Source organism: Pantoea sp. OVA07A (assembly GCF_019969975.1).
Lineage (GTDB): Bacteria > Pseudomonadota > Gammaproteobacteria > Enterobacterales > Enterobacteriaceae > Pantoea > Pantoea agglomerans.
Window position 1 is genome coordinate 1 of record NZ_JAHXYM010000002.1, and the last position, 16,951, is coordinate 16,951.

At 54.9% G+C, this 16,951-nt stretch carries 16 protein-coding genes; 8 read left to right on the forward strand and 8 right to left on the reverse strand.

The features are described 5' to 3' along the window. Nucleotides 1–367 precede the first annotated feature (367 nt). The gene (gene gmhB, locus LC417_RS08570) at nucleotides 368–928 is read right to left on the reverse strand and encodes a D-glycero-beta-D-manno-heptose 1,7-bisphosphate 7-phosphatase (protein WP_031591190.1); all 561 of its coding nucleotides are present in this window, start codon (nucleotides 926–928) and stop codon (nucleotides 368–370) included. A gap of 189 nt (nucleotides 929–1,117) precedes the next feature. Here gmhB and metN point away from each other — a divergent pair, with 189 nt between their 5' ends. From metN to proS, 6 genes are all read left to right on the forward strand, one after another. Beyond that, on the forward strand, nucleotides 1,118–2,149 hold the full coding sequence (gene metN / locus LC417_RS08575; RefSeq protein WP_223565737.1) for a methionine ABC transporter ATP-binding protein MetN: 1,032 nt from the start codon (nucleotides 1,118–1,120) through the stop codon (nucleotides 2,147–2,149). Then, nucleotides 2,142–2,795 (forward strand): methionine ABC transporter permease MetI, encoded by a 654-nt coding sequence (locus LC417_RS08580; RefSeq protein ID WP_003852613.1) that lies wholly within the window; start codon nucleotides 2,142–2,144, stop codon nucleotides 2,793–2,795. The genes metN and LC417_RS08580 overlap by 8 nt, the downstream gene beginning before the upstream one ends. Nucleotides 2,796–2,829: 34 nt before the next feature. Beyond that, on the forward strand, nucleotides 2,830–3,645 hold the full coding sequence (locus LC417_RS08585; RefSeq protein ID WP_010254184.1) for a MetQ/NlpA family lipoprotein: 816 nt from the start codon (nucleotides 2,830–2,832) through the stop codon (nucleotides 3,643–3,645). Between the two features lie 128 nt (nucleotides 3,646–3,773). Next, nucleotides 3,774–4,172: an Rcs stress response system protein RcsF gene (gene rcsF, locus LC417_RS08590; RefSeq protein ID WP_010254182.1), complete on the forward strand. Its 399-nt coding sequence runs from the start codon at nucleotides 3,774–3,776 to the stop codon at nucleotides 4,170–4,172. After that, nucleotides 4,169–4,873, forward strand: a complete 705-nt coding sequence (gene tsaA / locus LC417_RS08595; protein ID WP_010254180.1) for a tRNA (N6-threonylcarbamoyladenosine(37)-N6)-methyltransferase TrmO — start codon at nucleotides 4,169–4,171, stop codon at nucleotides 4,871–4,873. Before rcsF ends, tsaA begins: the two co-directional genes overlap by 4 nt. An 89-nt stretch (nucleotides 4,874–4,962) precedes the next feature. Beyond that, on the forward strand, nucleotides 4,963–6,681 hold the full coding sequence (gene proS, locus LC417_RS08600; protein ID WP_223565738.1) for a proline--tRNA ligase: 1,719 nt from the start codon (nucleotides 4,963–4,965) through the stop codon (nucleotides 6,679–6,681). Nucleotides 6,682–6,913: 232 nt separating this feature from the next. Here proS and arfB read toward each other — a convergent pair whose 3' ends face one another. Then, on the reverse strand, nucleotides 6,914–7,324 hold the full coding sequence (gene arfB / locus LC417_RS08605) for an alternative ribosome rescue aminoacyl-tRNA hydrolase ArfB (protein ID WP_010254175.1): 411 nt from the start codon (nucleotides 7,322–7,324) through the stop codon (nucleotides 6,914–6,916). Between the two features lie 217 nt (nucleotides 7,325–7,541). Between arfB and LC417_RS08610 the strand changes: the two genes are divergently transcribed. Continuing rightward, complete coding sequence (locus tag LC417_RS08610) at nucleotides 7,542–7,742, forward strand: YaeP family protein (RefSeq protein WP_010254172.1); 201 nt, start codon at nucleotides 7,542–7,544, stop codon at nucleotides 7,740–7,742. Then, a complete protein-coding gene (gene rof / locus LC417_RS08615; RefSeq protein ID WP_010254167.1) occupies nucleotides 7,729–7,989 on the forward strand; it encodes a Rho-binding antiterminator in 261 nt (86 codons plus the stop codon). The genes LC417_RS08610 and rof overlap by 14 nt, the downstream gene beginning before the upstream one ends. Before the next feature lie 40 nt (nucleotides 7,990–8,029). Here the strand turns inward: rof and LC417_RS08620 are convergent, their stop codons facing one another. From LC417_RS08620 to dnaE, 6 genes are all read right to left on the reverse strand, one after another. After that, complete coding sequence (locus LC417_RS08620) at nucleotides 8,030–8,338, reverse strand: cytochrome c (RefSeq protein WP_010254164.1); 309 nt, start codon at nucleotides 8,336–8,338, stop codon at nucleotides 8,030–8,032. Further along, complete coding sequence (gene tilS / locus LC417_RS08625) at nucleotides 8,338–9,657, reverse strand: tRNA lysidine(34) synthetase TilS (RefSeq protein WP_223565739.1); 1,320 nt, start codon at nucleotides 9,655–9,657, stop codon at nucleotides 8,338–8,340. Before tilS ends, LC417_RS08620 begins: the two co-directional genes overlap by 1 nt. 52 nt (nucleotides 9,658–9,709) lie before the next feature. Further along, a complete protein-coding gene (locus LC417_RS08630; protein WP_010671867.1) occupies nucleotides 9,710–10,099 on the reverse strand; it encodes a VOC family protein in 390 nt (129 codons plus the stop codon). Between the two features lie 64 nt (nucleotides 10,100–10,163). Beyond that, entirely contained in the window at nucleotides 10,164–12,314 is a 2,151-nt protein-coding gene (locus tag LC417_RS08635) for a lysine decarboxylase LdcC (protein ID WP_033756642.1), read from the reverse strand. Nucleotides 12,315–12,482: 168 nt separating this feature from the next. Then, nucleotides 12,483–13,439, reverse strand: a complete 957-nt coding sequence (accA, locus tag LC417_RS08640; protein ID WP_010254150.1) for an acetyl-CoA carboxylase carboxyl transferase subunit alpha — start codon at nucleotides 13,437–13,439, stop codon at nucleotides 12,483–12,485. Between the two features lie 12 nt (nucleotides 13,440–13,451). After that, nucleotides 13,452–16,934 carry a DNA polymerase III subunit alpha gene (gene dnaE, locus LC417_RS08645; RefSeq protein WP_033756640.1) on the reverse strand — a complete coding sequence of 1,161 codons (3,483 nt, stop codon included), beginning with the start codon at nucleotides 16,932–16,934 and terminating at the stop codon, nucleotides 13,452–13,454. Nucleotides 16,935–16,951: the final 17 nt, after the last annotated feature.

Below are 16,951 nucleotides of genomic sequence, written 5' to 3' on the forward strand. Positions count from 1 at the left end.
CTGTAAAACGTCATAATGAATTTCATTATGTGTTCACTCGTGAGGCTTGATATTTTTTACGTCCGGAGACGCTGATATCAATCCTGCGAGTGCCCACACAGATTGTCTGATAAATTGTTAAAGAGCAGTGCGAACAGTGCGTTAGCGTCCTGTCGCGAGGTGGCGTATATTACGCTTTCCTCCTGCAGAGTCAACCTCTTTCTCAGAAGTTTTTCTCCGGCGGCGCAGTCTCCTGTGCCTCCTGACCCGTTTTCCGTTTCCGGTTTGCCGTGTCAGTGGAGGCGCATTATAGGGAACGGCTCAGATAGCGCAAGTGCAAATTGAGACTTTTTTTCTGTTCGTCTGAAATTTGCACAAAAGCGCCATTTTACCCCTTTTTAATGCGCGCCGGAAGCTCTGCCAGGCTATTAATCACCCAATCTGCTGCTGCTTCACCTTCAGCGGTGACCGGTTTGCCGCTGCGCACCAGTACTTTCATGCCGACACCGGCAGCCTGCCCTGCCAGCATGTCTTCCAGCTTGTCACCCACCATATAAGAAGCGGCCATATCAATATTCAGTTCTTCCTGTGCCGTCAGCAGCATACCCGGCTGAGGCTTGCGGCAGTCACAGGCCTGACGGAACTCTGCTACTGTTGCTTCAGGATGGTGAGGACAGAAATAGATGCCATCAAGGTCAACATCGCGATCGGCCAGCGACCAGTCCATCCATTCTGTCAGCCGCATAAAGGTATCTTCAGTAAACATACCGCGCGCGATGCCAGACTGATTGGTCACGACCACCAGCGCAAAACCCATTGCCTTCAGTTGTTGCAGCGCTTCAATCGTGCCGTCAATAAACTGGAAGTCATCGATCTCATGGACATAGCCATTGTCGACATTAAGGGTGCCATCACGATCAAGAAAAATAGCGGGGACTTTATTCGCCACGTAGAAACTCCTGCTGTAAAAATTGCCGATCAGTATCGCATGATTGCTATAAAAGGGAGAATGTCAGATTGAATCACTTCCATTGATTTAGACGTCTGGATGCCTTAACATCCATCCAGCTTTTATACCGAATAAAAGCGACGAGGCTTCCCACACCACGGACAACGCAACACGATAATAAATAACATAATGATTAAAATAGAAAATATCACCAAGGTGTTTCAGCAAGGCACGCGGTCTGTTCCGGCGTTAACGGATGTCAGCCTGCACGTGCCTGCCGGACAGATTTATGGCGTTATCGGTGCTTCCGGTGCCGGTAAAAGTACGTTGATTCGTTGCGTTAACCTGCTGGAGCGCCCTACTTCGGGCCGCGTACTGGTAGACGGTGCTGATTTAACCGCACTCAACGAACGTCAGTTAACCCAGGCGCGCCGCCAGATCGGCATGATCTTCCAGCACTTTAATCTGATGAACTCCCGTACCGTCGCGGGTAACGTCTCTCTTCCACTGGAACTCGGTAATCTCTCCCACGCTCAGATCACGGCTCGCGTAACTGAACTGCTGGAACTGGTGGGATTATCAGATAAGCATGATGCCTGGCCTGCGAATCTCTCGGGCGGTCAGAAGCAGCGTGTCGCGATTGCCCGCGCCCTGGCCAGCAATCCCAAGGTTCTGTTGTGTGATGAAGCTACCAGTGCACTGGATCCCGCGACGACCCGCTCTATTCTGGAATTGCTTAAAGACATTAACCGCCGGCTTGGGCTGACGATTCTGCTGATCACCCATGAAATGGATGTAGTGAAACGCATCTGCGATCAGGTTGCGGTCATCAGTCACGGTGAGCTGATTGAGAAAGATAGCGTCAGTGAGGTCTTCTCTCATCCTAAGACACCGCTGGCGCAGCAGTTTATTCAGTCTACGCTGCATCTGGATATTCCGGATGATTACCAGCAGCGCCTTTCTGCCACCGCCGCTGAAGGCACCGTGCCCCTGCTGCGACTGGAATTCACCGGTAAATCGGTTGATGCGCCGCTGCTGTCTGAAGCCGCGCGCCGTTACAACGTGAATAACAACATTATCAGTGCCCAGATGGATTACGCCGGTGGCGTGAAGTTCGGCATTATGCTGGCCGAAATGCACGGCACAGAAAGCGATACCCGCGAGGCGATAGCCTGGCTGAAGGAGAATCATGTGAAAGTAGAGGTGTTAGGTTATGTCTGAAGCGATGATGTGGTTGCTGGGACGGGGCGTGTGGGAAACGCTGATGATGACCTTCGTCTCGGGCTTTTTCGGTTTTGTGCTGGGTCTGCCGGTCGGCGTTTTACTCTATGTCACCCGTCCGGGCCAGATTCTGCAGAATCAGGGACTTTATCGCGTGCTCTCCGCGCTGGTGAATATCTTCCGCTCCATTCCTTTCATTATCTTACTGGTCTGGATGATTCCTTTTACTCGCGTAATCGTCGGCACCTCAATCGGACTGCAGGCGGCCATCGTGCCGTTGACCGTTGGCGCGGCACCGTTTATCGCACGTATGGTTGAAAATGCCTTGCTGGAACTGCCAACCGGACTGATTGAAGCGTCACGAGCTATGGGCGCCACGCCAATGCAGATCATCCGTAAGGTTCTGCTGCCGGAAGCGATGCCTGGCCTGGTGAATGCTGCGACCATCACCCTGATTACCCTGGTTGGTTACTCCGCCATGGGTGGCGCGGTGGGTGCCGGTGGTCTGGGCCAGATCGGTTATCAGTATGGTTATATCGGATATAACGCCACTGTGATGAATACGGTATTGGTGTTGTTAGTGGTTTTGGTGTATCTCATTCAATTCTGTGGCGACCGCATCGTGCATGCGGTGTCCCATAAATAAGCCAGCAATATCACATTATTAAGAAGGAAAGGATATGTCTTTCAGATTCAAGAAAATTGCCGCTGTGGGTGCACTGATTGGCGCGATTGCGCTGGCAGGATGCGATCAAAAAGAGAAAGACCCTAACCACATCAAAGTGGGTGTGATTGTCGGTGCTGAGCAGCAGGTTGCTGAAGCAGCGCAGAAAGTTGCCAAAGAGAAATATGGTCTGGACGTTGAGCTGGTCACCTTCAACGATTACGTACTGCCGAATGAAGCGCTGAGCAAAGGCGATATCGACGTCAACGCTTTCCAGCACAAACCGTATCTGGATCAGCAAATCAAAGATCGTGGCTACAAGCTGGTTTCAGTGGGTAACTCCTTCGTCTACCCAATCGCGGGCTATTCGAAAAAGATTAAGTCACTGGATGAGCTGCAGGATGGCGCTCAGGTTGCCATTCCAAACGACCCGACCAACCTGGGCCGTACGCTGCTGCTGCTGCAGAAAGTGGGTCTGATCAAGCTGAAAGATGGCGTGGGCCTGCTGCCAACCTCGCTGGATATCACTGAAAACCCTAAGCATCTGAAAATTGTTGAGCTGGAAGCGCCGCAGCTGCCACGCTCACTGGACGATCAGCAGATCGCGCTGGCGGTTATCAACACCACCTACGCCAGCCAGATTGGCCTGACACCAGCCAAAGATGGTATTTTCGTCGAAGATAAAGATTCACCGTACGTGAACCTGATTGTGGCGCGCGAAGATAATAAAGATGCGGAAAACGTGAAGAAATTTGTCAAGGCTTATCAGTCTGACGAAGTCTACGATGCCGCTAACAAAGTCTTTAACGGCGGCGCGGTTAAAGGCTGGTAATTCAGCTGTTCATCTCCTTAAGGGCGGCGCTATGCCGCCCTTTCTGTTATTGGGTGCCCTGCCCGACTTGTTATTTATTCTTGTCCTTGTTTCAATAACGCCACTTTTTGAAACCTGAGGATGTTGCCATGCGTTTTTTACCGCTCTGCTTGTTAGCATTGATGCTGACAGGGTGTGTTCATGAGTATCACCCGATAAGCAGCGCACCGTCCCGGCCGCAGCAATCCAGTGAACCCACCCGCAAGCCTGTGTCACGACCGGCACCGGTTAAGCTCTATACCGATGCCGCCGATCTGGTCAGCAAGCCGTTCCGCGATCTGGGTGAAGTCTCCGCTGAAGATTGCCAGATGAGTAATCAGAACTCCCCAGCCAACATCGCTACTGCACGTAAACGTCTGCAGATCAAAGCGTCACAGATGAAAGCTAATGCGGTGCTGCTGCATCAGTGTGAAATCGTCACCGGCACGCCAGGCTGCTATCGTCAGGCGGTGTGTCAGGGTTCGGCACTGAAAGTCAGCAATCAATGAGTGAATTCGCCTTTGCGCAAATTGGGGTAATCCGCTCACCGTGGAAGGAGAAGTTTGCCGTGCCGCGCCAGCCAGGGCTGGTGCAGGATGGCGGCGGCGAACTGCACCTGCAGCCACCTTACAATCAGCCGGAAGCGGTGCGTGGACTGGAAGCGTTCAGCCACCTCTGGCTGCTGTTTGTCTTCCATCAGACGATGGAGGGCGGCTGGCGTCCCACGGTTCGCCCTCCCCGGCTGGGCGGCAATGCGCGCATGGGTGTATTTGCGACACGTTCAACGTTCCGTCCCAATCCCATTGGCATGTCGCTGGTTGAGCTAAAAGGTATCAGGATTGAAAAACAGCAGGTGATCCTGCAGCTTGGCAGTCTGGATCTGGTCGATGGCACCCCGGTGGTGGATATCAAACCTTATCTGCCCTTTGCCGAAGCATTGCCGCATGCCCAGGCGGGTTTTGCTCAGGCGGCACCTGCGGCTGATATGCCGGTTCGCTTCTCCGCGCTGGCACAACAGCAGCTTCACCAGCAGTCGCGCTACCCCAATCTGGCTCGCTTTATCAGTGAAGTGCTGGCACAGGATCCCCGTCCCGCTTACCGTCAGGGCGAAACGCAGGCGCGGGAATATGCGGCCTGGCTGATGGATTTTAATGTACGCTGGCGCATTGACGATGCCGGTACTGAAGTGATCGCTATCGACCCGCGTTAAAACCCGCTTTTGAGCCGGTGATCTCACTGGTACACTAGCCGCCAGCAAAATTCTGTCTGTGACTTTCCGATCAACTGGAACCGTAATCAATGCGTACTACTCAATATCTGCTCTCTACTCAGAAAGAGACGCCTTCCGACGCTGAAGTGATCAGCCACCAGCTGATGCTGCGCGCCGGTATGATCCGCAAACTGGCTTCTGGCTTGTACACCTGGTTACCGACCGGGGTTCGCGTGCTGAAAAAAGTCGAAAACATCGTGCGCGAAGAGATGAACAACGCGGGCGCGGTTGAGATTTTAATGCCGGTTGTGCAGCCCGCCGACCTGTGGCAGGAGAGCGGTCGCTGGGAGGAGTATGGCCCGGAACTGTTACGTATTGCAGATCGCCACGAGCGTCCGTTCGTGCTGGGTCCGACGCATGAAGAGGTGGTCACTGACCTGATCCGCAATGAGCTGAGCTCTTATAAGCAACTGCCGCTCAACCTCTATCAGATCCAGACCAAATTTCGTGATGAAGTCCGTCCGCGCTTTGGCGTGATGCGGTCACGTGAATTCATCATGAAAGATGCTTACTCGTTCCACGTTTCGCAGGAGTCGCTGCAGGAAACGTATGACGCGATGTACCGCGCCTATAGCCAGATCTTCAGCCGTATGGGTCTGGATTTCCGCGCCGTGCAGGCCGACACCGGCTCGATTGGCGGCAGCGCCTCCCATGAGTTCCAGGTTCTGGCGCAGAGCGGTGAAGATGATGTGATCTTCTCTACCGATTCTGATTACGCGGCCAACATTGAGCTGGCCGAAGCCGTCGCACCCGCTGGTGAGCGCGCAGCGCCGTCGCAGGAGATGCAACTGGTCGAGACGCCAGACGCAAAAACCATCGCGGAGCTGGTTGAGCAATTCAATGTGCCTGTTGAAAAAACAGTGAAAACGCTGATTGTTAAAGGTGCTGAAGAGAGCGGCCACGCGCTGGTTGCCCTGCTGGTACGCGGCGATCATCAGCTTAATGAGATCAAAGCGGAGAAGTCAGAGATCGTTGCGTCACCGCTGGTGTTCGCGACCGAAGAAGAGATTCGCGCTGCAGTGGGTGCCGGACCGGGTTCAATCGGCCCGGTTGGTCTGCAGATGCCTGTTATTGCTGATCGTACCGTGGCGAAGATGAGCGACTTCAGCGCCGGTGCCAACGTCGATGGTAAGCACTACTTCGGCATTAACTGGGAGCGCGATCTGCCGCTGGCCAGCGTTGCGGATATCCGTAACGTGGTCGAAGGCGATTTAAGCCCGGATGGTAAAGGCACGCTGCAGATTAAGCGCGGCATCGAAGTCGGTCATATTTTCCAGCTCGGCACCAAGTATTCTGACGCGCTGAAAGCGTCTGTTCAGGGCGAAGATGGCCGCAATCAGGTGATGAGCATGGGCTGCTACGGCATCGGCATCACCCGCGTTGTTGCGGCAGCCATTGAGCAGAACCATGATGACCGCGGCATTATCTGGCCAGCCGCACTGGCACCTTTCGAGGTTGCGATTCTGCCAATGAATATGCAGAAATCGTTCCGGGTTAAAGAGCTGGCGGAAGAGCTGTATGCCACCCTGCGTGCTAAAGGCGTTGAGGTTATTCTGGATGACCGTAAAGAGCGTCCGGGCGTGATGTTCGCTGATATGGAACTGATCGGTGTGCCACACACCATCGTCATTGGTGACCGCAATCTCGATAATCAGGAGATTGAGTACAAATCACGTCGTGCCGGTGAGAAGCAGATGATTAAGCAGGATGAAATTGTTGAATTCCTGCTGAAGGCTCTGAGTAAGTAAGTTCTTAGCGTTAATCAAAGCGGGCTGAATCTGGCCACAACAGATGAGCTCAACACGAAGGGAACCGGGTCAGGAGAGGAAAGCGTCCCGCGCCAGGGACGGTGCGGGCCGAGCGGCCATGGATGGCGTTAGCGACTTTCCGATCTGACCCCGTTCCCTGAGCAGGCTCGATCTCTTCGCCGCTCGCCCCTGACGTTGTAAGTACTCAAACGCCCCGCCTGCGAGGCGTTTTTTATTGTACCTTGCCGCGCATAGATTTAGTTGAACTGCGGCGGGCTTTTCCTTCCAGACGGCGCTCTTTTGAGGCGCGGGTCGGCCGCGTGGCGCGCCGGGCTTTTTCCACGGTACTCAGCTCCTGGATCAGATTAACCAGACGTTGCAGCGCCGCTTCACGATTCATCTCCTGACTGCGATACTCCTGCGCCTTGATCACTACAACGCCATCACCGGTAATCAAATGATGAGTGGCGGTGAGCAGCCGCTCTTTATAAAACGCGGGCAGTGAAGAGGCAGCGATATCGAAGCGCAGATGAATGGCGGTGCTGGCTTTATTGACATGTTGTCCGCCTGCGCCCTGAGCACGAATCGCCGTCAGCTCAATCTCACTCTCCGGAATCTCAACCGAACGGGATAGCATAATCATAAGCTCGCTCCCCACACCTTAACCACGTTGACCTCCGATAACCTGTTCATCAAATTAACCTTTTGTGCTCTGATTTATTCCGCCTAAGACAGCGGAATCTGTCACTTTAGCAGTGATTCGCGCACTGTTCCTGCTTTACGCAGGCTGATTTCCTCTAAATGGCTATGATATAGTCGCCAGTTAACCAGAGTATTTACGCTCTGCCGAGGAGGGCCACGTGCAAAATTATTGTGAGTTAGTTCGCCGGAAGTATGCCGAAATCGGCAGCGGGGATTTAGGTTACATACCGGATGCGATTGGCTGCGCATTGAAGGCACTTAATGATGTTGCCGCAAATACTGAGCTAAACTCTTCTGTCAGGGAACAGGCGGCCTACGCCGCTGCTAACTTATTGGTGAGCGACTATGTTGATAAATGAAGCGTACCAACCTATCAATTGCGATGATTACGATAATCTGGAACTCGCCTGCCAGAACAACTGGATGCTGTCGCTGGAAATGAAAGATGGCGAGCAGCTTAAGGCAAAAGCCAAAGAGATCTTTTCACGTAAGAACGTTGAATATCTGGCTATCGATCTTTCCGGTGAACATCGCGAATTACGTCTCGACCATATCGCCAGCTTCACCCATCCCGAGTTGGGTACGGTGGTTGTCAGCGCAGAGTAACCTACGCATTCAGGGCGGGACCTTTCCGCCCTGTTAAACTTCAGGGCTGCAACGAACTGTAGTACGCCGCTAAATCCGCCATATCGCTGTCACTCAATCCCGCCACAAACGCCTTCATGACTTCAGCCTGACCGCCACTGCGTTCGCCCTTTTTATAGGCCTGCAGCGCATGTTCCAGATAAGGTGCGTGCTGCCCGGCCAGGTCAGGATAGAGCGGCACCGCCGCTTTTCCTGCTGCGCCATGACAGGCCATGCAACTGCCCGCTTTCTGTGCGCCGCGCTGCGCATCACCCGCTGCCCATGCCGGTAACACGGTGACCGCTAAACAGGCAATAAGCCACTGTTTCATTATTGTTGTTCTCCTGCGCCGGATGCCCCATCCCAGACTATCTGCCAGCCCTGCTGATCAGGGGCCGCGCCATCACGGGTGACAAAGAGAGTCGGAACGCAGACCAGCGTCTGGTTATAAAAAATTAACGGCAGCCGTTCACGCTGCCACGGCGGTATCTGCAACTCCTGCCACAGTTTTTTCATTTCCCTTCCGCCACGACGGCCCACCAGATGGACATGACCCTGTGCGTGAAACCGCACGCTGACCTGCTCATCCGGCTCAGGATAGCGCAACAGGCTCTGCGACTGGCTGGCACGCAGCGTGCCGAGATTCTGCGGTAACGCCAGCGGCTGGCAGAGATCGGGCCATGCCAGCGCGGTGTCGCGCAGTGAATTGAACAACGGCAGCCAGTAGAGCTGCTGACGGTAACGACGGAGTTCAGCCTGACCGAATCGCAGCCGGGGCTGCGCATCCTCCCGGCTCGCCATCACTTCGTCGTGGATGTGTTTCAGCGCTTCACGGGACGGCATCGCCCCCCCCTGTCCGGCGATCCAGCGCCGCAATAAGGCATTAGCACGCAGCTCACTCATGGCCATTAAGGGTGGAAAGTGCAGGCTGCCATCAGGCTGGATCAGCTCTGCCAGTTGCCCGACGAGCAGTTCATCCAGCAACTGCTCCTGCTCACTGCATAACGCCGCACTGCGGGCCGCTGCCTCGGCAAAATGGGGCCAGCGCTGGTGAAGCTCAGGCAGCAGCCGCTGACGCAGAAAGTTGCGGTCGTAGCGAAGATCCTGATTGCTCTCATCTTCAATCCACACCAGCTGATGCGCGTCGGCATAGGCTTCAAGCGACTGTCGCGTCTGATTCAGCAGCGGACGCACCAGCTGATGAGAACCCAGCGCGCGTGTAGCGGGCATCGCTGCCAGCCCGGCGGGACCACTGCCGCGCTTCAGCGCCAGCAGGAATGTTTCGCACTGATCGTCGAGGTGCTGCGCAGTGAGTAACACTTCGCCCGGCTGCAGTGCCGCACTCAGCGCCTGATAACGGGCGGTTCGGGCGGCCGCTTCAATGCCGTTTTCCCGGCCATCAACGTTAACGCGGAGCACTTCACAGGGCAGCTGCCACTGCGCGCAAATCGTCTGGCAATGGGTTGCCCAGCGATCGGCATTCGGGCTAAGCCCATGGTGAACATGCAGTGCCCGCAGGCGCAACTGAGGATGCTGCTGCTGCCAGCCGCGAAGCTGATGCAGCAGCACGGTTGAATCCAGTCCACCGCTGAATGCGACCACCAGGGCGGCATCAGATTGCAACAGAGTGTCAAAAGCGGGCAAAGACATGGCAGAATCCAGAAAATCGGGCCACTGAATGTCGCCCGCTGAGCGCGCTATTTTACGCCTGATAAAGCTCCAGCGGCAAACCATCCGGATCGGCAAAGAAAGTGCATTGTTTACCGGTCAGGTCATCAATGCGAATCGGCTCGCAGATAACGCCTTTATCGGCCAGCGTCGCGACGGCAGCGGCAACATCCGGCACGGTAAAGGCCAGATGACGCAGGCCACACGCCTCGGGATGGCTGACTCGCGCCGGCGGCTCAGGAAAAGAGAACAGCTCAATGGTATAGCGATCCTGTAGGGCAAGGTCGCCTTTCCAGGAGTCCCGCGCTTCGCGGTAATATTCGCCCATCAGACGGAAACCCAGTACGTCACAATAGAATGCTTTGCTGCGCTGATAGTCAGAGGCGATGATGGCGATGTGGTGAATAGCGGTTAACTGCAACATGTTCAATTCCCTGATTCGGGCAGGCTGTCCGCAGACACCCTGCCGCTGATAGTCGTTTAAAGGTTTATGCGAGGTCGTTTTTCAGCACGCGGACGCGATACTCGCCCTCTTCGGTCAGGCTGGCACCGTGAATATCCGTTTCGAAGCCCGGATAATGCCGTCCAATGCTGCACAGCATCAGCAGAAAATCGAGCACCGCGCGGCTCTTCTCAGTAATCATCTCGCCTGGCATCACCAGTGGAACGCCTGGCGGATAAGGCAGAATCATATTGGCCGACACCCGCCCGACCAGCTCGCTGAGATCCACCGTTTCGATGTTGCCCTTCACCTGCTGCTGAAACGCCTGATGCGGCGTCATCTTCATTTCGGGCAGGACATCAAATGCCTGCAGCATCAGACGTGGCAGATCGTGATGGCGGATCAGCTGATGGATCCCCTGCGCCAGTGTCTGGATGCGCATATTGCGATAGAAGTCAGGATCTTCGGCATAGAGATCCGGCAGCATGTTTTTCACCCGCAGATTAAGATCGTAGGCGCGTTTGAACTCGGTCAGTCCGCGCAGCACGCTCATCGCTTTGGTTTTGTCGATACCGATGCTGAACAGGAACAGCAGGTTATAGGGACCGGTTTTCTCCACCACGATGCCGCGCTCATCCAGAAACTTCGCCACCAGCGCCGCCGGGATCCCCTCTTCCGCCATCTTCCCCAGTTCGCTCATGCCCGGCGTCAGAATGGTGACTTTGATCGGATCCAGGTACATGTGATCGCGATCGGCCTGAGTAAATCCGTGCCACTCTTCGTCGCCGGGCTGGATCGGCCAGCATTGCGCTTCATCAACCTCTTCCGGCTGCCAGATATCAAAGAACCAGCTATCGGACTCCTCGCGCAGGCGCTGGATCTCCCGACGGAAGTGCAGCGCGCGCTCCACCGAGCGATTGATCAGTCGTTTACCGGGATTGCCACGCAGCATAGCAGCAGCAGTTTCAATAGAGGAGACGATGGCGTAATTGGGCGAGGTGGTGGTGTGCATCATGTAGGCTTCGTTAAACGTCTGTTCGTCGTAGTCGCCCTTAATGTGAATCATTGATGCCTGCGAAAACGCCGCCAGCAGTTTGTGGGTCGATTGCGTCTCATACACCACTTTGCCCGGGATGCGGTCGCCACTCATGCCACTTTTACCGGCGTAGATCGGATGGAAATTGGTGTAAGGCACCCACGCTGAATCGAAATGAATCGACGGTACATCCAGTGTCTCTTTGATGTACTGGGTATTGTAGAGCAGCCCATCATAGGTGGAGTTGGTGATCACCGCATGAACCGGCCACGTGGCACGGTCGGTGGCAGCCACCTTGAGCGAAATACTCTCGCGGGTGAACTCCTGCTTCGGGATACCGCCGAGAATACCCAACGCATTGCGGGTCGGCTTCAGCCAGATGGGGATAAGATCGCTCATCATCAGCAGATGGGTCAGTGACTTGTGGCAGTTGCGATCGATCAGCACGGTGCTGCCCGCCGGTGCGGCATACATGCCGACAATTTTGTTCGACGTTGAGGTCCCGTTGGTCACCATGTAACTCTGCTCGGCACCAAAAGTGCGTGCAATGTACTCCTCCGCTTCAAGGTGCGGACCGGTGTGATCAAGCAGCGAACCCAGTTCGGTAACGGAAATTGAGATGTCCGATTTCAGGGTATTGGCCCCGAAGAAATCGTAGAACAGGCAGCCCACCGGGCTCTTCTGAAACGCGGTACCCGCCATATGGCCCGGCGTGCAGAAGGTGTACTTGCCCTCTTTCACATAGGTGAACAACGCTTTAGTCAGCGGCGGCGTAATGTGGTCGAGATAGTCATCGGTATATTGCCGGATATGCAGCGCGATATCGTCAGCGGCATTCAGCGCGTACTCAAAAAAGTGCAGCGGCATACGCATCTCATTGACGCTGATGTCCATCTGCGAGTGGGTGTTGATAAAGGCGTACAGCGGCAGGTATTCGTTGAGCTGATTAATCTCACCGCAGAGTTCCGGACTGTTGTGCGCGTCCCAGTCGAAGATGACGCCGCTGATACGCGGATTGTGCTCGATCAGTTTCAGCAGATCGTCACTGTTTTTCGGGTAAAGCAGCCTGAAGCCTTGCAGATTTAACGCCGCGTCGAGTTCGCGTAACGGTTCATCTTTATAAAACACGCCGTGCGCGCCCATGATCGCCAGAATATTCAATGCCCATCTCCCTGATTATTGTGGAACCGGACAAGCATAACCGCTAACCCGCGGAAGGTGTAGCAAGGCGGCTATCGGATGGCGCTGAAAGAGAGGGGAATAGCGTGCGGAGATAAACCGGCGGCATAAAAAAGCGGACCGGAGTCCGCTTTTATGGATGGGGCTAAATCAGGCGTAGCCGTAGCTCATCAGGCGCTGATAACGACGATCCAGCAGCTCTTCAGTGCTAAATCCATCGAGATCGGCCAGATCGGCCAGCAGCTGCTGCTTCAGTGACTGCGCCATATCAACCGGACGGCGATGCGCGCCACCCAGCGGCTCAGGGATCACGGAGTCAATCAGCTTCAGCTCTTTCAGACGGTGAGCGGTAATGCCCATCGCTTCAGCGGCCAGCGGCGCTTTGTCAGCGCTTTTCCACAGAATAGATGCACAGCCTTCCGGCGAGATCACTGAATAGGTGCTGTACTGCAGCATATTCACTTTGTCGCCCACGCCAATCGCCAGCGCACCACCTGAACCACCCTCACCGATGACCGTACAGATCACCGGCACTTTCAGGCCAGACATTTCACGCAGGTTGCGGGCAATCGCTTCAGACTGCCCACGCTCTTCCGCGCCCACACCCGGATAGGCACCCGGTGTGTCGATGAAGGTGATGATTGGCATTTTGAAACGCTCAGCCATCTCCATCAGGCGCAGCGCTTTGCGATAGCCTTCCGGTGCTGGCATGCCGAAGTTACGGCGAATTTTCTCTTTGGTTTCACGGCCTTTCTGGTGCCCGATGATCATCACCGGACGTCCATCAAGACGTGCAATCCCGCCCACAATCGCTTTGTCATCGGCATAAGCACGGTCGCCCGCCAGCTCATCGAAATCGTCGAAGGCGTTGCGCACGTAGTCAAAGGTGTAAGGACGCAAAGGATGACGCGCCAGCTGAGCGATTTGCCATGCGCCCAAATCGGCGAAGATCTTACGGGTCAGCTCAACGCTTTTCTCACGCAGACGCTGAACTTCTTCATCCAGATTAACGTGTTTATCATCCTGACGACCAATTGAGGTCAGCGAATCGATCTTCGCTTCCAGTTCTGCAATTGGCTGTTCAAAATCCAGGTAATTAAGACTCATAATGTTCCTGTTCTAGTCAAACTCCAGTTCCACCTGCTCCGATCCAATCAACGAGCGCAGATCGTTAAGTAAACGATCGCTGGGCGAAATTCGCCACGCTGCACCAAAGCGCAGCTTCGCTCGCGCGTCGGCTCTCTGATAGTAGAGATGCACCGGAATAGTCCCTGATCGATGAGGTTCCAGAGACTGACGGAGTCGGTTTAATAGCTGGTCATCAATTTGCCTGTCCGTCAGCGAGATAGCAAGTCCGCGCGCGTATTTTTCGCGAGCTTCGTCGATGTCCATGACTTCACGAGCGGTCATTTTAAGGCCACCACTGAAGTCATCAAAGCTGACCTGTCCGCTGACGATCAGAATTCGGTCTTTCTCCAGCAACTGCTGGTATTTATCTAACGCATCGGTAAATAACATCACCTCAAGACGACCGGAGCGATCGTCCAGAGTACAGATACCAATTCGGTTGCCGCGTTTGGTGACCATTACCCGTGCCGCGATCACCAGACCGGCCGCCACGGTAATTTTACCCCGATCGGTAGGATGCATATCTTTCAGCCGCACCCCGCCAACGTAACGCTCAATTTCTTTCAGGTACTGATTAATCGGGTGGCCGGTAAGGTAAAGCCCCAGCGTTTCCCGTTCGCCATCCAGCTGCACCTGCTCAGGCCACGGCGTGACGCTGGCGTACGATTTCTCAACCTGCTCCGGCTCTTCCGCCAGTACGCCAAACATATCAGCCTGGCCAATCGCTTCCGCTTTCGCGTGCTGATCGGCCGCTTTTAACGCGTCACTGAGTGAACTCATCAGCGCAGCACGATGCGGTCCAAGGCGATCAAAGGCCCCGGACATGATCAATTTTTCCATTACCCGACGGTTGATCTTTTTGGTGTCGGTACGGGCGCAGAGATCAAATAACTCGCGGAAATAACCGCCTTCGTTACGGGCGTCGATGATCGCTTCGATCGGGCCTTCACCGACGCCTTTGATCGCGCCGATACCGTAAACGATCTCGCCCGCGTCATTAACATGGAACTGATAGAGACCGGAGTTGATATCAGGCGGCAGGACTTTCAGTCCCATCCGCCAGCACTCATCGACCAGGCCAACCACTTTCTCGGTGTTATCCATATCGGCGGTCATGACCGCAGCCATAAATTCAGCCGGATAGTGCGCCTTCAGCCACAGCGTCTGGTAGGAGACGAGTGCGTAGGCCGCAGAGTGTGACTTGTTAAAGCCATAACCTGCAAATTTTTCTACCAGATCGAAGATCTTCATCGACAGTTCCCCGTCGATGCCCATGCTTTCGGCACCGTCGCGGAATACAGAACGCTGTTTGGCCATCTCCTCGGGTTTCTTTTTACCCATGGCGCGACGCAGCATATCCGCACCGCCCAGCGTGTAACCGGAGAGAACCTGGGCGATCTGCATCACCTGTTCCTGATAGAGGATGATGCCGTAGGTCGGTTCCAGCACCGGCTTCAGGCTTTCGTGCTGCCACTGAATGTCAGGATAGGAGATCGCTTCACGGCCATGCTTACGGTCAATGAAGTTATCCACCATGCCGGACTGCAGTGGGCCAGGACGGAACAGCGCCACCAGTGCGATCATATCTTCGAAGCAGTCGGGCTTCAGACGCTTAATCAGATCTTTCATGCCGCGCGATTCAAGCTGGAACACCGCAGTGGTTTCCGAGCGCTGCAGCATATCGAAGCTTTTCTTATCGTCCAGCGGGATAGAGGCGATATCGATCGGCTCCAGCCCCTGCTTTTCCCGGCGCGGGTTGATCATCTTCAGCGCCCAGTCGATGATGGTCAGCGTACGCAGACCCAGGAAGTCGAACTTCACCAGGCCGGCATATTCCACATCATTTTTATCGAACTGAGTTACCGGGAACTGCCCATGCTCATCACAATAGAGCGGCGCAAAATCGGTGATCTTCGTTGGCGCAATGACCACGCCGCCCGCATGTTTACCGGCGTTACGCGTGACCCCTTCCAGCTTGCGCGCCATGTCGATCAGCGCTTTAACCTCTTCGTCCGCGTCATACATGGCGGGAAGCTGCGGTTCAGCAATAAAAGCTTTTTCCAGCGTCATGCCGGGATCGGGCGGGATCAGTTTTGAAATGCGGTCAACGAAGCCGTAAGGATGTCCCAGCACGCGGCCCACATCGCGAATGACCGCTTTCGCCGCCATGGTGCCAAAGGTAATAATCTGGGAAACCGCTTCACGTCCGTACATATCTGCAACGTGTTCGATCACCTGATCGCGCTTCTCCATGCAGAAGTCGACGTCGAAATCGGGCATCGAGACGCGTTCCGGGTTCAGGAAGCGTTCGAACAGCAGGTCAAATTCCAGCGGATCGATATCGGTGATTTTCAGCGCATAGGCCACCAGCGAACCGGCACCGGAACCACGCCCCGGCCCGACCGGCACGCCGTTGTCCTTGGACCACTGGATGAACTCCATTACGATCAGGAAGTAGCCGGGGAAACCCATCTGGTTAATAACGTTGAGTTCAATCTCCAGACGTTCATCATATTCCGGGCGTTTCTCAAGGCGTTCGGCTTCGTCCGGGAACAGGAACTCCAGACGCTCTTCCAGACCCTCACGGGATTTCACCACCAGATAATCTTCGGTGGTCATATCACCGGTCGGGAACTGCGGCAGGAAGTATTCGCCCAGCCGGACCGTGACGTTACAACGCTTAGCAATCTCTACGCTGTTTTCCAGCGCTTCCGGGATGTCCGAGAAGAGCTCGCACATCTCCTCTTCGCTGCGCATATATTGCTGAGGACTGTAGTTGCGCGGACGCTTGGGATCATCCAGCGTATAGCCATCATGAATGGCAACGCGAATTTCGTGCGCATCGAAATCTTCTGCATTGATAAAGCAGACTTCATTGGTGGCAACCACCGGTATTCCCTCTGCAATCGCCAGTTCAACTGCCGCATGCAGATAGCTCTCTTCGTCCTGACGGCCGGTACGTATCAGCTCCAGGTAGTAGCGATCGGGGAAATGTTGCTGGTAAAACGACAGGCATTGCGAAACCAGGGCATTGTTGCCGCGCAGCAGGCTGCGACCCACATCGCCGCGCCGTCCGCCCGACAGCAGGATTAATCCTTCCTGCAATTCAATCAGCCAGTCGCGGTCGATGATCGGTCCGTCCACGCCATACCCACGCTGATAGGCACGGGAGATCAGCAGCGTCAGGTTCTGATATCCGGTATTACTGGACGCCAGCACAGTAAGCTGTGTCAGTTCATCCCCCATCAGCTCACTGGCAACGTTGAAATCGGCACCAATGACCGGCTTTATCCCTGCGCTATGTGCGCCACCGTAAAATTTCACCAGGCCACAGAGGTTAGTGAAGTCGGTAATCGCGATAGCCGGCATGCCAAGGGCTGCCGCCTTCTTGATTAACGGCCCGGTTTTCGCCAGGCCATCAATCATCGAATAGTCACTGTGGACACGCAGATGTATAAAACGGGGTTCAGCCATATCAGTTTCCGGTTAAA

What these genes read in the sequence shown, in the direction of transcription:
- dnaE (WP_033756640.1), bottom strand. Translation starts at nt 16,934, where the DNA reads ATGGCTGAACCCCGTTTTATACATCTGCGTGTCCACAGTGACTATTCG.
- proS (WP_223565738.1), top strand. Translation starts at nt 4,963, where the DNA reads ATGCGTACTACTCAATATCTGCTCTCTACTCAGAAAGAGACGCCTTCC.
- LC417_RS08620 (WP_010254164.1), bottom strand. Translation starts at nt 8,338, where the DNA reads ATGAAACAGTGGCTTATTGCCTGTTTAGCGGTCACCGTGTTACCGGCA.
- tsaA (WP_010254180.1), top strand. Translation starts at nt 4,169, where the DNA reads ATGAGTGAATTCGCCTTTGCGCAAATTGGGGTAATCCGCTCACCGTGG.
- rof (WP_010254167.1), top strand. Translation starts at nt 7,729, where the DNA reads ATGTTGATAAATGAAGCGTACCAACCTATCAATTGCGATGATTACGAT.
- metN (WP_223565737.1), top strand. Translation starts at nt 1,118, where the DNA reads ATGATTAAAATAGAAAATATCACCAAGGTGTTTCAGCAAGGCACGCGG.
- LC417_RS08630 (WP_010671867.1), bottom strand. Translation starts at nt 10,099, where the DNA reads ATGTTGCAGTTAACCGCTATTCACCACATCGCCATCATCGCCTCTGAC.
- rcsF (WP_010254182.1), top strand. Translation starts at nt 3,774, where the DNA reads ATGCGTTTTTTACCGCTCTGCTTGTTAGCATTGATGCTGACAGGGTGT.
- LC417_RS08585 (WP_010254184.1), top strand. Translation starts at nt 2,830, where the DNA reads ATGTCTTTCAGATTCAAGAAAATTGCCGCTGTGGGTGCACTGATTGGC.
- arfB (WP_010254175.1), bottom strand. Translation starts at nt 7,324, where the DNA reads ATGATTATGCTATCCCGTTCGGTTGAGATTCCGGAGAGTGAGATTGAG.
- LC417_RS08580 (WP_003852613.1), top strand. Translation starts at nt 2,142, where the DNA reads ATGTCTGAAGCGATGATGTGGTTGCTGGGACGGGGCGTGTGGGAAACG.
- tilS (WP_223565739.1), bottom strand. Translation starts at nt 9,657, where the DNA reads ATGTCTTTGCCCGCTTTTGACACTCTGTTGCAATCTGATGCCGCCCTG.
- accA (WP_010254150.1), bottom strand. Translation starts at nt 13,439, where the DNA reads ATGAGTCTTAATTACCTGGATTTTGAACAGCCAATTGCAGAACTGGAA.